Origin of the sequence: Vibrio sp. OPT24 (assembly GCF_015163545.1) — a bacterium.
GTDB lineage: Bacteria > Pseudomonadota > Gammaproteobacteria > Enterobacterales > Vibrionaceae > Vibrio > Vibrio cyclitrophicus.
In genome coordinates this window covers 538,449-558,021 of record NZ_JADDYI010000053.1, presented here as the reverse complement: position 1 = coordinate 558,021, position 19,573 = coordinate 538,449, and the positions used below count along the sequence as shown (strand labels likewise).

At 43.8% G+C, this 19,573-nt stretch carries 16 protein-coding genes, 1 pseudogene and 1 riboswitch; of the genes and pseudogenes, 12 read left to right on the top strand and 5 right to left on the bottom strand.

The annotated features are described in order from the left end of the window. Positions 1-319 precede the first annotated feature (319 nt). Together IQO02_RS16180 and IQO02_RS16175 are read right to left on the bottom strand one after the other, a co-directional pair. Positions 320-2,902: an AAA family ATPase gene (locus tag IQO02_RS16180; RefSeq protein ID WP_102282434.1), complete on the bottom strand. Its 2,583-nt coding sequence runs from the start codon at positions 2,900-2,902 to the stop codon at positions 320-322. Between the two features lie 412 nt (positions 2,903-3,314). Further along, positions 3,315-3,989 (bottom strand): glutathione S-transferase family protein, encoded by a 675-nt coding sequence (locus IQO02_RS16175; protein ID WP_010430545.1) that lies wholly within the window; start codon positions 3,987-3,989, stop codon positions 3,315-3,317. 482 nt (positions 3,990-4,471) lie between these two features. Between IQO02_RS16175 and IQO02_RS16170 the strand changes: the two genes are divergently transcribed. From IQO02_RS16170 to thiM, 11 genes and pseudogenes are all read left to right on the top strand, one after another. Further along, on the top strand, positions 4,472-5,569 hold the full coding sequence (locus IQO02_RS16170) for a YdcF family protein (protein ID WP_016768293.1): 1,098 nt from the start codon (positions 4,472-4,474) through the stop codon (positions 5,567-5,569). A 115-nt stretch (positions 5,570-5,684) separates the two neighbouring features. Then, complete coding sequence (locus tag IQO02_RS16165; RefSeq protein ID WP_009844829.1) at positions 5,685-5,936, top strand: DUF2999 family protein; 252 nt, start codon at positions 5,685-5,687, stop codon at positions 5,934-5,936. A gap of 422 nt (positions 5,937-6,358) precedes the next feature. After that, positions 6,359-7,387, top strand: coding sequence for a DUF4382 domain-containing protein (locus IQO02_RS16160; protein WP_102282433.1), 1,029 nt, complete (start codon positions 6,359-6,361; stop codon positions 7,385-7,387). 174 nt (positions 7,388-7,561) lie between these two features. Continuing rightward, entirely contained in the window at positions 7,562-8,290 is a 729-nt protein-coding gene (locus tag IQO02_RS16155) for a helix-turn-helix domain-containing protein (RefSeq protein WP_016793022.1), read from the top strand. 85 nt (positions 8,291-8,375) lie between these two features. Beyond that, complete coding sequence (locus IQO02_RS16150) at positions 8,376-9,293, top strand: DMT family transporter (protein ID WP_016789045.1); 918 nt, start codon at positions 8,376-8,378, stop codon at positions 9,291-9,293. A gap of 98 nt (positions 9,294-9,391) precedes the next feature. Then, positions 9,392-9,503: riboswitch (TPP riboswitch) on the top strand. 96 nt (positions 9,504-9,599) lie between these two features. Next, positions 9,600-10,493: a bifunctional hydroxymethylpyrimidine kinase/phosphomethylpyrimidine kinase gene (gene thiD, locus IQO02_RS16145; protein ID WP_010430528.1), complete on the top strand. Its 894-nt coding sequence runs from the start codon at positions 9,600-9,602 to the stop codon at positions 10,491-10,493. Next, a complete protein-coding gene (locus IQO02_RS16140; RefSeq protein ID WP_010430526.1) occupies positions 10,483-11,247 on the top strand; it encodes an ABC transporter ATP-binding protein in 765 nt (254 codons plus the stop codon). Before thiD ends, IQO02_RS16140 begins: the two co-directional genes overlap by 11 nt. A gap of 103 nt (positions 11,248-11,350) precedes the next feature. Then, positions 11,351-12,085, top strand: a pseudogene (locus IQO02_RS16135) (ABC transporter permease); the annotation flags it as partial. 120 nt (positions 12,086-12,205) lie between these two features. Further along, positions 12,206-13,162 (top strand): ABC transporter substrate-binding protein, encoded by a 957-nt coding sequence (locus IQO02_RS16130; RefSeq protein ID WP_010430522.1) that lies wholly within the window; start codon positions 12,206-12,208, stop codon positions 13,160-13,162. A gap of 8 nt (positions 13,163-13,170) precedes the next feature. Next, a complete protein-coding gene (tenA, locus tag IQO02_RS16125) occupies positions 13,171-13,866 on the top strand; it encodes a thiaminase II (RefSeq protein WP_010430520.1) in 696 nt (231 codons plus the stop codon). Between the two features lie 3 nt (positions 13,867-13,869). Further along, positions 13,870-14,655 carry a hydroxyethylthiazole kinase gene (gene thiM / locus IQO02_RS16120; protein WP_010430518.1) on the top strand — a complete coding sequence of 262 codons (786 nt, stop codon included), beginning with the start codon at positions 13,870-13,872 and terminating at the stop codon, positions 14,653-14,655. Positions 14,656-14,782: 127 nt separating this feature from the next. On the opposite strand, the gene IQO02_RS16115 is transcribed toward thiM, so the two are convergent. Then, a complete protein-coding gene (locus IQO02_RS16115) occupies positions 14,783-16,726 on the bottom strand; it encodes a methyl-accepting chemotaxis protein (protein WP_102282432.1) in 1,944 nt (647 codons plus the stop codon). 261 nt (positions 16,727-16,987) lie between these two features. On the opposite strand from IQO02_RS16115, the gene thiE reads away from it, so the two are divergent. Next, positions 16,988-17,605 carry a thiamine phosphate synthase gene (gene thiE / locus IQO02_RS16110; protein ID WP_010430512.1) on the top strand — a complete coding sequence of 206 codons (618 nt, stop codon included), beginning with the start codon at positions 16,988-16,990 and terminating at the stop codon, positions 17,603-17,605. A gap of 201 nt (positions 17,606-17,806) precedes the next feature. Here the strand turns inward: thiE and IQO02_RS16105 are convergent, their stop codons facing one another. Both IQO02_RS16105 and IQO02_RS16100 read right to left on the bottom strand, forming a co-directional pair. Next, positions 17,807-18,151 (bottom strand): hypothetical protein, encoded by a 345-nt coding sequence (locus IQO02_RS16105; protein WP_010430509.1) that lies wholly within the window; start codon positions 18,149-18,151, stop codon positions 17,807-17,809. 389 nt (positions 18,152-18,540) lie between these two features. Continuing rightward, complete coding sequence (locus tag IQO02_RS16100) at positions 18,541-19,443, bottom strand: LysR family transcriptional regulator (RefSeq protein WP_016793019.1); 903 nt, start codon at positions 19,441-19,443, stop codon at positions 18,541-18,543. Between the last annotated feature and the right edge of the window lie 130 nt (positions 19,444-19,573).

Genomic DNA, 19,573 nt, shown 5'->3' with positions numbered 1-19,573 from the left:
CCCCCCCCCCCCCCGACATAACAAACGACTAATGCATTACAGGTTGCGTTTGGGGTTAGTTTTCCATATTCAAACGAATCTATTTCTTGCCCATTTAGTTAAATCGCTAACAAGGTTCTGTCCAAAATGTCACAATCTAAATTTTAACATTTGGCATTTTCTAGCGCGAAAATGCCCCATTATTGGCTAGACCTTTTTCTCATTCACACCCTATTCATGGGCTTTTACCATACTAAAACTTATTCATTTTTCTTATGCTGTTAACCCCCGTGATGTTTCACGGGGGTAGATTCCACCTGTCTTTCAGCGTCAGCTAACCTTAAGTTCTTTTTCGATCAGTTTGTAGGTGTTTGAGGTAGTCTTTGATTTCTTCAAAATCTGCTACCACTTCATCGATCGTTGGGCATGGACGTATACCTGCGGCTGTGTCGTGACCAACAAGGTCGATACAGCATTTATCATATGCACGGTGAATACGCTCTAAATCAACATTAGTAATATCCTCTACTCGATTTAATCTTTGTAGATGCACACCTCTTTCGAACCTATTTACAACTTTGTTTAATAGTTTCTCTTCAACCAATCGCTCCCATGCTTCACGTAGAAAACTATAGAAAACCGCAGCAGCTTCTCTAAATTCAGTCTCTGTTCCTGTCTCATCAATCTTTCGAAGCTTTTGGAGCTTAGTAGTTAAAACTCCAATTCGCTTCGATGTAGGAAGCGCGTCCCACGGAGGATTGGTTCTTACAAGGCCGGAGTTATTTCTAGATCTTTCGAGGCTGATGCAATTGACCTTATCTTGCTTTAGGCTATCCGAAGCTTCTAGTAGTAGCTTGTAGAATACTATGTCGTGAGTAAACACAATGACTTGGCGTTCTAATGATTCCTCTATTAACCTTTTTGCGACTTTTGCACTCCATTGATGGCTAAGCGAGTTCACTGGATCATCAAATAGAACAGCAGATCTTCTAGAATCAGCTTTCATTTCTGATAAAAAGCTCGCTATTGCGATACACCTTTGTTCACCTTCACTAGCAACTTTACCAACAACAGATTCGTTTGACTTTGCTAGCTCTAATTTGAATTGCTGTTGTCCGGCTTTATTTCTTGTTTTAACGTTGATGTCAAATCTATTAAAACCAAAGGATTTAAGCTCTTTCACAAAATACTCTTTTAGTGGCTCTATAACACCTTTCGAATAAATCCTAGCTGACAACGTTGATATACTTCTCGTAGCGCACTGACCTGAGATTTCATTTAACTTAGCTACTATTTTTGACCGTCTTACATTAGTTATGATGTTTGCTTTGTGTTTGGCAATGTAGGCCTTATCTGTTAACTCGGTCAGCCTTGCTTGTTTCTTAGCCACAAATTCGTTGTTACTGCTTTGCTGTTCAAGTTCTCCGATTTGCGTGAACAGATCTTTATCTATTTCCCGCAGTGCTTGGAAATGAGACAAGCTAATTCCGTCTAACGACTCGGGTAGCATTCCTGATAAAACAGCCTGTCTGTTTATTAAACTCTGGTTTAATTCCTCAAGCCCAACTTTTAACCCAGGTTTAATTACGTCAAGGTCGTTCAATACACCTTCAAATTGGGCAATATTCAAACTCAAAGACTTAACGAAAAATTTAGCCTGAGTTAGCGCTTTCAGAGCTTCAGCTGTATTTTTTGCGGCCTTGTCATTAAGAAAAGCTTCGAGTTCTTGTAATTTGTCGGCCGACGTCTCTTGGATATCTTGTAAGCATAACGGACAGGAATCGCCTTTTGTTGGAGGGAATTGTTGGCCTTTATTTTCTTTTACCAAGAAGTCTTTTGCTGCTCCCCAAAGAACAGTCCATTGTGTATCACCAATATTATCAAACGGCAGATCACTCAGTGTCTTTTGTCTCAGCGCGTCAGATACTTGTTTCTTTTCTTGATAGTCGAGTTCTAAACCTTTTAACACATCGAAATTACTAGGACCGAGTACTTCGATAGGCCTCTTGTATGACTCAAGTAAGGGGGCAATATAACTACGCTGCTTAATTAAACTTTTTCTGATTTGTTCTGGCGATTTGGCCATGTCGCTAACCAATTCGTCCTGCAATGGTTTTATAGATTCAATTTCTTCCTTAGTTGCGCAGTGCAATTCAATATCAGCTTCATTTGTTAACGCTGAAATTTGATTAAGGAATAATGCAGCTTTACTTTGTGAATTTAACGATGGAATAGCAACAAAACCGTTACTACCCATTACATCTTCACTTATTCTGTTTTTTATACTTTCCACAACCTTTGTAAGCTCTGTGATTAAGTTCAAACCTATTGGTTTGTACCCTAAAGCATCTTCATTAGATAAATAGTGGTGTGCTGAAGATGTATCGAATACACGAATAGACTTGGCAGCATTATTGTTTGATGTACCATCACTCCAAGTTAATTCTGTCGGTGTCTTATCAATCTCGAGTGTGAGTAAAGCTTGCGGAGGTTTAGGTGCAGAAGTGAAAACATTACCCGCAATAGGTTTCAATGCTCCCCGAGTCAAACACGCATGTTTTAAAATTGACGTATAGCTCGACTTACCGGCCCCGTTGTCTCCATATACGATAGTTAATCCATCTTTTCTAAAATCTAATTTTTGCTCTTCCGCTAACGCAGCAACACCTTCAACTTGAGACAAGCTAATCAGTCGAACCGAGTTTTCTTCGGCCGTGTAGCCCGATATGTCAATCGGTGATAACAACTGCTCATGGTTTGGATGTTTTGGTTCCAAGCCCTCAACACTTTTCGCAAAATTAAAAATAAAATCGATATGGTTTTGGTTTAGCTCTCCTTCTTCAAGAGCAACCTTTAGTGCTAGATTCCACCATATGGGCTTATCCTTGGACCACTCTACTATTGATTCTACCGCATTCATCATCGTTAACCTTAACACGCAAAATAAGAACCAAGTATAATAGAGCTCAGTTGCACTTCAGGTATGAAGAATTGGTTTATCGTCTAACAACGTGCGTAAAATCAACAATTAATAGGATTAGTCATAATATTTATTATCTTCTCGAATAATTCCCTTGATAACTCACAAAGCCGAACTCAATGAGTCCGGATTCTTTTTCCTTGATATCCTTCAAAAGGAGGGCTGGCTAATCCAACAAACAAGCTTTTGTCCAGAAATGTGTTTGAGAGAAGTGGATAGTTACGAATGTTGAACCTTGGTATCAATCCACACAAAATATCAACTTGTGACTTTTCAACATAAAGAGCCGCTTTTTAGCGGCTCTTTATGTTTGAGTTTTAGCTATCACTTAGAAGAGTGTTAACTATCAATTTTTCTACTTCGCATAATTCGAAGGAAACAGTGCTCGTTTCGCTTCTTCATCACGTTCGGTTTTAAACTCAATGCCTTTACCAATCTCGCGAGCGCGCAGTGCGGCAGGGCGACTGTTGATTGCATCAAACCAGCGCTTTAAGTTCGGGTAAGGTTCTAGGCCTTCTTCACCAAGCACGAAAGGTGCTTTATCAATCCAACCCCATGCCGCGACATCGACAATGGTGTACTCATTTCCGACGAAAAACTCACGACCTTCCATATGCTTTTCTAACACTTCGTAGTGACGTTGTGCTTCACGTAGATAACGGTTCACGGCGTAGTCTAGGCCTGCAGGGGCAGCATGACGGAAGTGTACCGATTGGCCAGAGTATGGACCAAGACCGCTCGCGATGAACATCATCCAAGATAGAAGTTCTGCTCTGTCTTCTGGTTGCCCCGCTAGCTTGCCAGTTTTCTCTGATAGGTAAAGAAGGATAGCGTTAGAGTCGAATACACGTTGTCCGTCATCTTCAATCGCTGGCGTTTTGCCATTTGGATTTATTAAGCGATATTCCGGTGTGTGTTGCTCGCCTTTTAAGGTATCAACTGGAACGAGTTCAAAATCTAGGCCTGTCTCTTCTAGAAACAGAGCGATCTTCATTGGGTTGGGTGTTTGGTGAAAATAGAACTTAAGCATGGGGTAACTCCTTGTATTGGACGTCCATTAAAACATCACTTGAACGATCGTTCAATAATTGATTTTAAATTATGTGAAAAATGGCCTGTTTTTTTAAACGAGCGGTGTTTGAATTTCAGTTGATGGGCAGAAGCTAGCGTGAACCTATTGGCGGTTGAGAATCTTAAATATCTGAAAGTATGTGTTTAAATGTGAGCTTTCATGTTGGTCGTCAGTCTAAATGTAATTGTCGATTATGGTGGGGGAGGCGTGTGAATTTGAAGCTAGATATTCGAAAATAGTCAGTAACATCATTGTTATACAACAACTCGTTAGATTGGCGAGCGTGTTTAGGCACATAAAATCGTGATCTGCAGCCACATCTTATGCAACCAAGGAATATTAACGCTGTAGATTCTGGTGTGCTTCACGGTTTTTTAATACTAGGGGCTTACATTGGGGAGCAAATCTGATGTGAACACTTAACGACACAGGATCTTTCCATGAAAAAGAACATTATCGCCCTCGCTCTTGGTGGCATGCTGGCTTTTGGCGCAACTCCTTATTCTTTTGCTGCTAACGATGGCGCAGTACAAGCTTCTGCGGATTACGCGCAGTTGGTGACTAAGCGACAAGTTGTCGACCAACTACTTCTTGATGCGTTGCAAGCGTTCAAGTCTCCAGCAAGAATTTCTCACGCTGGCTTCACGGCTAAAATGCCAAGCAACATGGAAATTGTGACGAATCGATTGTTAGAAGCTTACCAGTTAGAACCTTACCGCACTGACTTGCTGATTTCGGCAGCGAACGCTCAGATCTATAACAAGAATGCAGAGCGCGCTATTGAGTTGTTTGAGCAAGCGTTGACGGTTGCGCCAGACGATGTCGATCTTCATTCTTACCTTGCGGTTTGGCAAAGATTCGATGGTAATGATAGTGAATCCAACAAGCATATGCAGAAGCTTGAGAGCCTGAACAAAGGCAAAGCCGAAGACATCAAACGTATCTTTGCTACGGTCGATCGCGTATTAGAAACACCGTTGAAAGAATCAGCAGATAAAGGGCTACTGAGCGATCACGGCGCGATAGTTACTTTGGGTTACGCGCTGAACCCAGATGGTTCAATGCATGAGATCTTGATTGAACGTCTTGAAACCACATTGGCAATGTCTAAAGCCAACCCGGATGCGATGATTGTGCTAACGGGTGGCGTGCCTAAGAACCACAAGACAGAAGGCAAGTTGATGGCGAATTGGCTTATTTCAAAAGGGGTGAGTAAAGATCGTATCATTGAAGAGAACTATGCGACTAGCACGGTAGGGAATGCTTTGTTCAGTAGCTATGCGCTTGCTCGTCATAATATTAAGCATGCGACCATTATTAGCTCGGCAAGCCATGTTCGTCGTGGTCAAACTTTGTTTGAAATTGCGAGCTGGCAAACTGGCCCTCAAGGAATTACATTTGATACGGTTGCTTACCCAGACAAGCCATTAGAAAGTCTTAAAAATGCAAGCAGTGGCGAACTGTTAGGTATTTATCGTGATGCTCTAAGAACCTATGGCATGTGGAGTTACCGCTCTTATCCGCTAGAGTCGCGTTAAGCCTAAAATCTAAGCAATAACTTGGGTTAAGCAAAGCACAACTTGCTGGTACTATCGAGAGGCGCTAGGTGGTAAACTGGCGCTCTATTAATTTTAGTGTTTCAAAGGTAAAGTGATGAACCCGATTTTAGCAATGTTGAAAGAGAACAATATTAGCGATGAGCAAATCAGCGAGATATTCAAGACGCTGACAGAGAACCCTCTTGCAGCAATGGCGACAATCAGCCAACTTGGCTTACCACAAGATAAACTTCAAATGCTGATGGGTCAGGTAATGCAAAACCCAGCGCTAATCAAAGAAGCCGTTGAAGAGCTTGGCCTAGATTTCTCTAAGGTTGAAGCGGCTAAAGAACAACTTCAAAAATAAGTCAATTTGAATGAGCTAAGATCGAATTAGCTTAATCAAAATTCAATGAAAAGGTCGTTTAAGTTCAGCAACAGGCTGTCTTAACGGCCTTTTTTGATCTTGGTGGCGATTATTCACTTTGATCAAGTTGCTTTCAATCCCTGCTTCCCATTTTCTAATCAACGACTATTTCAACACAATTGACAGCACCTTTGCCAAATATGCGTTGCTACTGACAATTTACTTACTAGACTTAATTAACCTATGTGCGACTTGATATGTGCACCTTGATGAACAGTGTTTTTTGGGTGAGGAATGCCCTGAATAGTAGGGATATAAACATCAAACAATAGCGCTGTTTATTTATGGGTCACAACAAGAAAAAGAATAAGAGGGCACTCAATAAGCCCTTTATTGAGCAGTGATTTTATAGGAAATGAGTTATGAAATATTTAAAGGAAACGGCTTTAGCTAGCCTTGTGTTGGCCGGGCTTGTTGGTTGTGGCGGAGACTCAGGATCATCAAGCAGTACGACACCCATTACCTTGAGTGTGAGTGATGCGCCCGTCGATGATGTTAAAGATGTGACGGTGACATTCAGCAAGGTAGCTTTACTTCCGACTCAGGGAGGTACAACGCTAGTGTATGACGTGTATAAAACGGACGAAAACGGTGATTACGTTGATGAAAATGGCGACCCGTTGCCAGACGGTGAAGATCCTATTCCATTAAGTGTCAATTTATTGGATTACCAAGGAAGCGATGCACTTCCTTTGATTGAAAACGAGGTAGTTCCAGTAGGTAGCTATAAACTATGTGTGTTTGCGAATGATGGCGATCACCCGACACATCCATCTTATGTTGTAGAAAACGATGACTCGATTCGTGAGTTAACGGTGAAAGGTAATGGCGCGTGCCCGCAAGGTGTTGGTAGAGAAGATAACGCTGGCGTGCTTTACTTTAATGATTCATTTAATGTGAACCAACAGAGTAACGATTTTGTTGTCGAGTTCGATCTTCGACGTGGCCTAAAGAACAGTTCGACTTTCCCTGATTACACTATTCAAAGAACGTCTGTAAGCCTTATCAATACGGTTGAGACAGGAAACATTGAAGGTACTGTTTCGAGTACCACTTTTGCAGCTTGTAACCCTACAAATGATAATACTTATGTTCAGTCGGTGTACTTGTATGAAGGTAATGTCGACAAAGCTGACATGGCGCCTATTGGCGGTTCCGATGAGGTGAAGCCGATTACTTCAGCATCAGTGGCAATGAATGAAGCACAGACTAACTATGAGTTCTCTCTGGGATTTATTGATCCAGGTACTTACTCATTGGGTTATACCTGTACCGCGCAACACGACAGCGATGAAGACAATGCTGATCCGGTTGCTGATGGTTTTGACATTTATGAAGTTCAAAATAGTGTCCAGGTAGTGATTGACGAAGATACCCGAGTATCATTTTAGTAATTAATGTGTTCTAACCATGTGAATAAATACGGCCTCTCATTTAGAGGCCGTTTTTGATCATGTCACCTAGTTAGCATGAATTTGATGATCATTGAGTGTGACTCTAGGGAAGTGATAATGTAACTTTGTATCTCTTACTTTAACCTAGCGAAATGTACTCCGGCGTTGCTCATGAAATCTAGCTTAAGCATTCGATCTTACACCAAGCAATTTAATACCCATGCTCATGATGACCATCATCAACTGGTATTGCCGATCCAAGGCAGTATTAATATCGAAATGGTGGGGTATGTCGGTAAAGTGGCGGTGGGCGAATGTGTGGTGATTCCGGTAACCACAGCACATGCGTTTAAAGCGGACGAAGCAGCGCGGTTTATTGTCGCGGATATGGCTGTGTTGCCTCAGCATTTGTTAGAGCACGAGCTCTCGGTTTTCACGATAACGCCACCTTTGATGAGCTTCTTGTTGTTTGTTGAGAAGCAGCTGGAATATCAGGTCGATAGCGGTATTGAGTCATCCATCTTGGATGTGTTTTCACTGCTGTTAGAGCAACAACAAGTGAGCAAGAGCATCGACCCAAGAATCCGCGCTGTACAAAGGCTGATAGCGGATAATTACACACAACCATTATCCATTTCGCAACTTGCAGAAACGGCTTGTTTGAGCCCCACTCAATTCAAAAAACGCTTCAAAGAATGTCTGGGTATCAGTGCGCTTAAATACATCACTCGCTATCGTATGGAGAAAGCCCAAGCCTTGTTAACTCATACCGATTTACCGGTTCAATTGATTGCTGAAAATGTGGGCTATAGTGATGTGTCTGCTTTCAGTCGTCGCTTCTCTCAGCACTTTGGCATGTCTCCAAGGGCGTTTCTAGGCTCAATGAAAGACAGTCTTTAGAAACAACAATAGCGTCCTTTCGGCAAACTAACTTTTATCAATCTTCACTATTATCTATTTCAGAACTGAAAATTGGGTAATAGAAATGAATCTTGCCATCAATCGCGTTAACGAATTCCAAACGGGCACTTTAGCCATCTTGTTTGCTTCTATTTTATGGGGCACGACAGGCACCGCCGCAAGTTTTGCGCCTGATCTAAGCCCATTAGCGATTGGTGCTTTCTCTATGGGCGTCGGTGGCCTAATGCAAGCGGGATTGGCGTATCGAAAAATCCTATTCGCTTTCGACAAGCTTTTGCAGAACAAGAAGTTGTTGGCAGTGAGCGCTTTGGCTTTAGCGATCTATCCTTTAGCTTTCTATTCTTCAATGAAATTATCTGGCGTGGCGATTGGTACAGTGGTTTCGATTGCTACCGCACCTTTCTTTTCTGCTCTGTTAGAGTGTCTTATTAGCAAAAAGAATAATATCAACAAACGTTGGCTCACTAGCTTTGCGATTGGTGTGGTGGGTATTGGGTTGTTGGTGTTTTCAGAATCTTCATCGACGAATGAATCCGGTGATGATCTCAAGCTGTTCGGTATTGCTTTAGGTTTGCTCGCTGGGTTGTGTTACGCCATTTATTCTTGGGCGACCAAAGCACTGATCGACAAAGGGATTAAGTCACAAGCGGCGATGGGCAGTATTTTTGGCCTGGGTGCGATGCTGTTGCTGCCAACGCTCTGGTTTACGGGGGAGAACCTGTTTTCCTCGCAGATTAACGTATTAGTCATCAGTTATCTGACGTTAATCCCACAATGCTTGGGCTATATCGCGTTCAGTTTTGGTTTACGCCACGTGACCGCGAGTAGCGCCAATCTGCTGACTCTGTTTGAACCAGTAGTTGCAGCGGTGCTTGCCGTCTGTGTTGTCGGTGAGCTGATTCCTTTTACAGGCTGGTTAGGTATGTCTCTGATTGTGTTGTGCTTGTTTATACAGTCGAAGCCATCTAAAGGAACGTTATAAGTATTTGTTTTGTTTTGCCTAATTGAAATTTTTTCATGTGTAATTCTTATAATTGAATAAAATCAGTATCTCAGTTGTGAGAGTGCTGTTACTATCGCTATCAATAGTCGGGGGGCATATACCTTATTTGGTGTTTGCTGAGATCGTTAATCGAGACCCGTTGAACCTGATTCAGTTAACACTGGCGTAGGGAACTATAAGCACTTGATCTGCGTCTGCACCCATGAAAACTTTCATGTGTTTATTGCGACTTCTCCTTCGATCGGTGTTCGTTCTCCTACGTCTTGTAAGATAGTAGGAGCGACAATGACACACAGTTCTAATTCAAAAGATTTAACGCTAAAAGCCTCAGTTTCACAGCACTCTGCTGATGGTTCGATTCGAACAAACACTCCGATTGTATTGACGATCGCAGGCTCAGACAGCGGCGGCGGTGCAGGGATCCAAGCTGATATTAAAGCCATGTCTGCAACGGGTAGCTTCGCTTGTTCGGTAATTACCGCAATTACCTCTCAGAATACCCAAGGCGTTTCCGCCATTTTGCCTATTCCACTCGACCATGTTGCTAGCCAGTTAGATGCGGTTTTTACTGATCTCAATATCGTGGCAGTAAAAGTCGGCATGTTGGCCGATTCGCAAATCATCAAAGTCGTCGCTGATAAAATTAAGCAGTACCAACCTAAACACTTAGTGATTGACCCTGTAATGGTCGCAACCAGTGGTGATCTTCTTTTAGAAAACTCAGCCATTACTACACTGAAACAAGAGCTGATTCCGCTGGCAGACATCATTACGCCTAATTTGCCTGAAGGCGCGGCGTTAACAGGCAAGCCGGTACCTGAAAGCGAAGCTGAAATGCAGGGCATGATTGAAGATTTACGCGCACTAGGTGCTAAAGCGGTTCTCTTGAAAGGCGGCCACCTGGAGAAAGATGAAAACAGTAACGACTTACTGATTCTGCCAACCACATCTGCTCTGATTAGCGCGAAGCGTTTTCCTACCAAAAACACTCATGGAACGGGCTGTACGCTCTCTTCTGCTATTGCTTCTTTCTTGGCTCAAGGCAACAAACTTCCAGAGGCTGTCGACCTAGGTAAACAATACATTTCACGAGCAATTGCTCACGCCGACGAACTTCAAGTTGGTCAAGGTCACGGCCCTGTAAATCACTTCTTCGTTGGGCACGGTAATGTCCGTTAATACGATTGGCGTTCAACTCAGTAATGCGACTCTGCGTTACCGAGATAGCGAGCACGCGACCTTATCTGGACTGTCATTGAGCTTAAAAGCAGGCAAGTGGACAGTGTTACTTGGTCGCAGTGGCTGCGGAAAAACCACGGTATTGCGTTATCTGGCAGGCTTGTTGGACGACAAGGTGGAATGGCAGGGCACATTGGCAACGTCTGATGAATTGCCTTTAACGGAGCGCATCGCTTACATGGCGCAGCAAGATTTGTTACTGCCATGGCTATCGGTTATCGACAACGTGTGTTTGAGCCATCGCTTTCAAAATTCCGCAGATAAGCATAAAAATATCGAGCATAAAAATCAGGCGTTAGAGCTACTGATTTCTGTTGGTCTGGCTGATTACGCGGATGCTATGCCGGATCAATTGTCTGGTGGTATGCGTCAGCGTGTTGCTTTGGCTCGAACCTTAATGCAAGACAAGCCAGTCGTGCTGATGGATGAGCCTTTCTCTGCGCTGGATGCGGTAACGAGACACAAGCTGCAAAGTTTAGCGTGTGAACTGTTAAGGGGTAAAACCGTTGTGTTGATCACTCATGATCCACAAGAAGCGGTGCGTCTGGCGGATAACTTGTATGTGTTGCAAGGCACGCCTGCGAGTGCTCACTCTTTATCTGTGCCTCACACGTCAACGCCACGAGTGTTAGATGGTGAGTGTGCCGAGCTACAACAAGCGATCTTAGAACAGTTGGAGCGTGATTATGAATGAACTAACTCGAAGTGAAGCTACTGATAGCTCCAAGATAGAAAACTCAATGGAAGAAAGTTCAACTAACGCGCAGGCTAGCACAGCGCGTCCTCGCCAGATGAATCCTGTTATGCGTTTGCTTATTAGCAGTGCTGTGATTCTTGGTTTGTGGCAAATGGTGGTAATTATATTCGAGATGCCAAGCTTCATTCTGCCAGCTCCCGCAGAAGTCTCCCTCAAGCTGATTGAACGCTACGATGTGTTACTCAAACACACTTGGGTGACTGCGCAAGAGATCTTACTTGGTCTATTGCTCGGTTTATCCATGGGGCTGTTTTTCGCCTTGCAGATGTTGATGTTTGACCCGTTGAAGCGTTGGCTATTGCCTATCTTGATTGCTAGCCAAGCGATTCCTGTATTTGCGATTGCGCCAGTACTTATGCTTTGGCTTGGCTATGGCATCGCTTCAAAAGTGGTGATGGCGGCGATCATTATCTTCTTCCCTGTGACCACTTGCTGTTACGACGGTCTGCGTAATACACCGACAGGTTATCTTGATCTTGCTAAGACGATGGGTGCATCGAAATGGCAATTGCTCCGCTATATCCAACTTCCTGCTGCATTGCCAACATTGGCGTCTGGCATTCGTGTAGCGGTGGTGATAGCCCCAATAGGCGCAGTCGTCGGTGAGTGGGTAGGCTCCAGTGAAGGTTTAGGTTACTTAATGCTACAAGCCAATGCGCGCATGATCATTGATGAGATGTTTGCGGCCTTATTTATCTTGGCGGTGCTGTCTATCTCGCTCTACTTCATCACAGATAAGTTACTCAAAAAAGCCATCCCTTGGGAGAACCAGTGATGGCTTGATCAATAACACTTTGTTTAATAAGGCTTCGCTCAACGCTATTTATCTAAACAAAACGTCGTTAAAAACTAGCTCTATAAACACAATAATAATATTCAGAAGGAAAGGTTAACTATGAAAAACACCAAATTGGTAGGTGCAGTGGCACTGCTTGCTTCGCTAGTGTCAGGTCATGCTCTAGCGGACTCTGAACAAAAGAAACTGACACTGATGTTGGACTGGTTTGTGAACCCGAACCATGGCCCGATTGTGATCGCTCAAGAGCGTGGCTACTTTGCTGACCAAGGTCTAGATGTTGAAATTCAAGAGCCAGCAGACCCAAGCACACCAGCAAAATTGGTCGCGGCAGGTAAGGTCGATTTAGCGGTAACTTACCAACCAAGTTTAACCATGGATGTGGCAGCGGGTCTTCCTTTAGTTCGTGCATCAACCCTTATCGCGACGCCACTAAATACACTAATGGTATTGGATAACGGCAAGAACGATACGCTAGCGGATCTGAAAGGCAAGAAGATTGGTATTGCGATTGCTGGTAACGAAGAAGCGACTATTGGCACCATGCTGGCTCAAGAAAGCGTTGAGTTTACAGACGTGCAAACCATCAATGTTGGTTGGGCACTGTCGTCTTCATTGGCATCAGGGAAGGTAGATGCAATCTGGGGTGGCTTACGTAACTTCGAGACCAACCAGTTAGCTCTTGAAGGCTTTAAAGCAAAAGCATTCTTCCCAGAAGAGCACGGTGTTCCTGCTTACGATGAGCTTATCTTTGTTGCGAACGCAAAGCAGCATGATGATGAAGCGATCAAAGCGTTCAACAAAGCATTGGAACAAGCAACCACTTACATTGTGAACCACCCACAAGAGTCATGGAGCGAGTTTGTTGCGTATTCACCTGATACGCTGAACAACGAGCTTAACCAACGCGCATGGAACGACACGCTGACTCGTTTTGCACTTCGCCCTTCAGCGGTTGACCTGAAACGTTACGACGATTACGCACAGTTCATGTTCGACAAAGGCATTATCAAATCACTACCAAAAGCCGCTGACTACGTACCGACTTTTGACTAAGGAATCTCATGAAATACCAAGACTTAATCCAAGCCTGTCATCAAGATTGGCAAGACTACACAGAGCATGATTTTGTTAAAACGCTGGCGAACGGCACACTCGCTCAGCCGTGTTTCCTGCATTATTTGAAACAAGATTTTCTGTTCTTGAAGCAATATGCTCGCGCTTATGCGTTGGCGATTTACAAGGCGAAAACCTTGGCTGATATGCGCCGTGCATTGCCAAGTGTTCATGCTCTGCTAGATTCTGAAATATCTCACCACGTGACTTACTGTGGTCAGTGGGGCTTAACGGAATCTGACCTAGAAAACGAACCTGAAGATTTCGGCACAGTCGCTTACACACGCTACGTTCTAGACGCGGGTATGACGGGTGATCTTGTCGATCTTTATGCGGCACTGGCTCCGTGTTCAATTGGTTACGCTGTGATCGGTAAAGCGCTGTTAGAAAGCAGCGATACCGTTTGGGAAGGCAACCCATACGCAAGCTGGCTGCAACTGTATGGCGGCGAAGAGTTCCAATCAGGTGTGGCTACAGGCGCGGAGTACTTTAATCAGCTGCTTGCTGAAATTGATATCAACAGCGAGCGTGGTCAAAGTATCGTTCATATCTTTAAAACGGCAACGCGTATGGAAGTGGCTTTCTGGCAGCAAGGTCTGAATGCACTTAATGACTCAACAGCGGCTTTCACGAATAAGGATTAATCCATGCTAACTGAACAAATCATCCAATCACTGCGCGCAGTACGAGAGCAAAAACCATTGGTTGTGAACATCACCAACTACGTCGTGATGAACAATACGGCGAATGCTTTATTGGCGATTGGTGCTTCACCTATCATGGCGCACTCACAGCAAGAACTGGCTGAGATGATGTCATTCTCTGGCGCTTTGGTGATTAACATCGGCACACTTGATAGTGTTTGGACGCCAAGAATGCGCTTCGCGGTTGAACAAGCGAATGCGAACAACAAGGTTGTGGTCCTTGACCCTGTAGGTTGTGGCGCAAGTACGCTGCGTACCGAGACTTCTCGTGAAATTGCACGTTTAGCCAATAAGCTAATCATTCGTGGTAACGCGTCTGAGATCATTGCGCTAGCGGGTGAGCAAGCACAGAGCAAAGGCGTTGATGCGCTGGATAGCAGTGATGCCGCATTAGGCGCTGCACAGTGCTTAGTGGCTGAATACGGTGCAAATGTGGTAATTTCTGGTGAGACAGATTACGTTGTCACCAAAGACAGTGTTGTGATGTTAAACAATGGTCATCCAATGATGCCGTTTGTAACGGGCATGGGCTGTACCTTAACGGCCTTGACGGGCGCATTTGCTGCTGTTGGTGATGACAGTGGTTTAGCGGCTGCGGCGATATTGGGCGTGGTTGGTGAAATCGCGGCTGAAAACTCACGCGGCCCGGGTAGCTTACAAATGAACTTGCTTGATGAGCTATATCAGTTAGACGAAGAGACTCTGATTCAACGTTTGAAGATTCAGTAGGGTTAATCTAACTGTAAGCCACAAGTTAGAAGCCTAACTTAAAACTCTTTAGATAAAGAAAAGCCCCCGATACTTATGTGCTGGGGGCTTTTTATTATTGGTTTGGAGTTGTGTATAGACTAGCTTGCTAGGTTCTAAATCGATTCACTTGGCTCTCTAGGTGATGAGCAACCTCGGTTAAGTCGCTCGCTGCACCTGAAATGCTGCTTACTGACTCTTGGTTACTTTGCGCGATGGTGTTTGCACCTTGCGCGTTCTCACCGAGTGACTTGGTTAGACGATCTTGCTCATCAACCGATACCGCGATTTGGCTATTGGCTTGATTTAAATCTTGAATGTGTTGGTTAATCACATGCAAGTTCTGAGAAGCCTGCTGTGCCTGAGTTGAAGCATCGGAAACCGTGCTGTGGCTCTCCTTAATCGACTCTAACGCATCTTTAGCGCCACGCTGCAGCGATGTGATGAGTTCATCAATCTGGCTAGCAGAATCTTGGGTGCGCTTAGCAAGCGTTCTTACTTCATCGGCTACGACGGCAAACCCGCGACCTTGTTCACCTGCGCGCGCAGCTTCAATAGCCGCATTCAATGCTAACAGGTTGGTTTGCTCAGAAACGCTTTTGATTACTTCAAGAATGGCACCAATGTTCATCGACTCTTTATGTAGGTCTGTCACTTTCTGGCTACTCACCTGCATGCTTTCATCGGCGCTGCCAATTTCATGCAGTGTCTTGTCTACTTCTTTAAGTCCCATCGCGACATTCTCGGTCGCTTGATTTGCAACTTGAGAGGCGTGGTTAGCACTTGAAGCAATTTCCGATGTGCTCGAAGCCAATTGATCAACGGCTGACGAGATATTGATCATTTCATTGTTCAACTGTGTCGCGTTGGTCGAGCTGTTGTTGGTCACTTGATTGAGTGACTCCGACATCTCACCAATACGCACACTAGAGCGGTTCACTTGGCCAACAATATCGCGCAGAGATTCAATGGTGATCTCCATATTAGTCAGCAGTTCGCCAATCTCGTTCTTGCTCTCGATGTTCACTTCAACATTCAAGTTGCCTTGAGAAAGCTCATTGGTGATCTGTTTAACCTGCGCGATGCCTTTGGTAATAGAGCGAGTTACCAACACGGCGCTCGTCATACCAATAACTAAGGCAACACCCGTTAGCAATATGATGATTTGAATCGAGCGTTTCTCACTGGCTTGGAGTACTGGCGTGAGCGCTTGTTTTTGCTGCTCGAGAATGCTTTGAGCATCCGCGACCGCGATAGCCAAGCTGTCACCAATAGAGGCGAGGCTAGCGGTTCTTTGGGTGTTCTCAATCATCTGTTGATGAACTTGCTCAAAACCTTTCGCGTACGCTTCACGTTGGTTAGAGAAATCTTCAATCAGTTCACTTTGATAAGGGGATGATTTAAGAGATTCAATATCACCTTCGATACCTGGTAGAGCATATTCAAAAATGTCTTTACCGGCCTCATAGGTTTTGAGGTCGTTGTTGTTTGAGTAACTCAGCACAGTGATCTTGGCGGCGAGGAAATTCTCCATCAACATACCGGCGTATAAGCTCGCGTTTGGATCGTTGTTGTTGTAAGACTCATACAACAAGCTCTGAGCAGCTTTCAGTGCGTTGGTTTCCCTTTTGACCATCTCCACATTTACCAACTGGTCAATGAGGAGTTGGCTTTGTTTCATTGACCCATAAGCCGAATCAAAAGCTGCAACGCTGGCTTGCACTAATTGCAGGCTCGAGAGACTATCGGTATTGGTGGTGGTTTGGATTAGATTGTTCAGCAGTTCATCAATCGCGAGTTTGCTTGATTGATAATTCGTTTCGTATTGCTCATCCAATGACTCTAAGTAACGTTCAGAGGCTAAACGCATCTGAAGAAAGTGCACTTGAATGTTGCCTGATAATGTCGCTTTATGGCTGAGCTCACTGTATTGGCTAAAACCGTTCGACAAGGTTTGGATACCTTTGTAACTCACAAAGCCTGAAATGACGAAAAAGAGCAAGCAGATGGCATAACCCAGCTTGATCTTGAGCGCTATAGAAAGGTGGCGCATAACTATCCCTATATTGACCTGATTCTTTCACAGAGCAGTATTTCATAAAACGGTGTGTCGGGCATACTCAAAGTGAATAGTTTGTGTAAAAAGTAACGCTTTAGTTAAGTAATTCAGTTTTTTCAACACATTTTCAACGGGTTGCATATTTAATAGCGCGCGCTTAATTGAGCTAATTTAGTATTAACGTCCATGCACATGATGATAATTGTCGGTAAAATGGTAACAACTCAATTTAGACTTCAACGCCAAAGGTGCGATATGACCCTTTATAAACTCTATTTAGTAACGGATGACCAACAAGATTTAGATACGCTCAAGTTCGTGGTTGAACAAGCAGTTGCTGGTGGCGTCACCATGGTCCAAGTAAGAGAAAAGCATGGAGATGTAAGAGCGTTCATTGAACGAGCACAAGCTGTTAAGTCTATTTTGGCAGGAACAGACGTACCTTTGATCATTAATGACCGAGTCGATGTTGCATTGGCGGTGGATGCCGATGGCTTACATTTGGGTCAATCGGATATGCCACCAATCATAGCGCGTCAGTTGATTGGACCAGATAAGATTCTAGGTTTGTCGATAGAAGATGAGCAACAACTTCAACAAGCTGACGATTTGCCGATTGATTACATTGGTCTCAGTGCGCTTTTTACAACACCGACCAAGACTAATCTAAAAAAGCATTGGGGTTATGAAGGTATTCAAATGGCTTTGGAGACAACGAAGCTGCCGATTGTCGGTATTGGTGGAATCAACGAATCGAATATCCCTCAGTTAACGCAAACAGGCATCCATGGGTTGGCATTAGTCTCTGCGATATGTCACGCAAAAGACCCGAAAAAAGCAACGCAGGATCTGTTGTCCCTAATGGAGGAGTGAAAGGGTATTTAGACCAGAAAATAATGCGTTTAGCTGTTTGTTTTCTAGTTAAAACATAAGCACAGAGGTGTGCTTATGTTTATCGACTGAGCTTTTAAGGAAAACTATTAAGCACGGCATTCTATATACCTATGTAAACATATAAGGGACATAAACAGTTTATCGGATGTACAGAATTATCTGTTGAATATTCAGTTTGGTCTACTGAGCGCACAGAGCAACAGTGCCGATGATCATAAGAACGATCGCGGTGTACCAACCGTATTGCGCTGTTTTATTCGCGACAAAAACTTTAATGTAATTGATTTCTTCATGCGCCATCGCGATAAAGTCCGTGTAGTTAATTGATAACTCACGGCTGGCTTCTTTCAAGTCTTGCTGCAGTTTGTTGAAAGCCTCATCGATGAAGCCTTTTGTTTCTGAAACAGAAGGAGTAGCAGCCAAAGCTAGACTATTCCAAACTGCCATACGCGATTCATATTCGCTTTCACTGACACAATTAAGTACGCGTAAATCATACTCTCGTTTGTTACGCTCTTTACCCATTTTCTCAGGGCAAATATTTCTTAAAACGTTCACGACAAATTTTCCAAAAGGTTCATTTAGATATAGAAAAGCACTCAAAGAGGGCTCATAAACTGGGGCGAATCAATATTCAAAAGTGATCTATTTGAAGCTGTCATAAGTTCTTGCAGGGCAGGGACACTTATTTCGAAGATTTGAAGTTGGGTCAGTGTTGTTAAAGAGCGATTTGGGACTGTCTATATTCGTTCGAAAAGACAAACCCGTTGGGATCGCATAGTAGTTATGTCACTTTGGGACATCAACTAGGGTGTTTTATCCAGACGACAAAGATATTTATCGGCAAGATAAGCTAAAATGAGGTAGTCGAGGCGTAATCATTACTAACCTCGATTCTAAGAATGGATCAGCTTTTAGTTTACTTGCCATTGGTTGTATTGCAGTGAATACCGTTCAAGGGTCTCGATGAGGCTAGTAAGAACCGGGCCGTTAATGTGACTGCGAGACACCAAGCAACCAACAGGTGTTATCCAACCACCATGCTCGTGTGCGACAGGCAAAGCCACAAGGTCTCCTTTTTCAATCCCTTTCATTACCATCATTTCAGGCACATTTGCCCAGCCAACATTCTGTTCAACGAGATCAACAATGGTCTTATGATTATTGGCATACCAAAGCATGGAGCTAATGCCGTAAGTGAACCATAGTTCGCGTTGTTTCGAACTGCGATGCACACATTGGCGATAACGCTTTAAGTCTGAGTCTTGCACTACGGGGAATTGGCTCAGTTCGTGAGTAGCCGAACTGACAGTTAGGAAACGCGCTTGGCCAAGCAAGAAAAAGTCCATATCAACCTTTAGCTCACCATCGGCATAGATGATTCCAACTTGCGCCTTGCCGCGTCTCACTAAGTCTTCGACATCGAATGTTGAAGTGGTAATGATATCGAAGTGTGTGATAGGGAATTGATCGGCTAGCGAGCTGATTATCTTAATGAAATTCTTATCGATAATGCTTTCATCAACCGCAATGATCAGTTCATGTTCGTCTTCTTGTGTCAGCGATTCTACTTTTTGGTCGAAGTACTTTTGTTGATCAAGAATGGACTTAGCGACAGGCAATAACGCTTTACCTGTGTTGGTTAAAACGGGGATGTTTTTCTCTCGGTTAAACAGCTCTTGGTCGATGGCTATCTCTAGGTTGGCGATCGACTGGCTGACGCCGGATTGAGCACGTTTCAGCTTGCGCGCTGCCGCTGAAAAAGATCCGCTTTCACACACAGTGACGAAGACTTTTAATTGCTCAAAACTGTACATGCTACCTCTCACTCAATCCAATATGGGCTAATAACGTTCAGGCTATCACTATTCGTGATGGCTGTTAACTTTCTCTTATTATTTCAGATGACATAATCTCGACCAATTCAACACGTAATAGATTATTTAG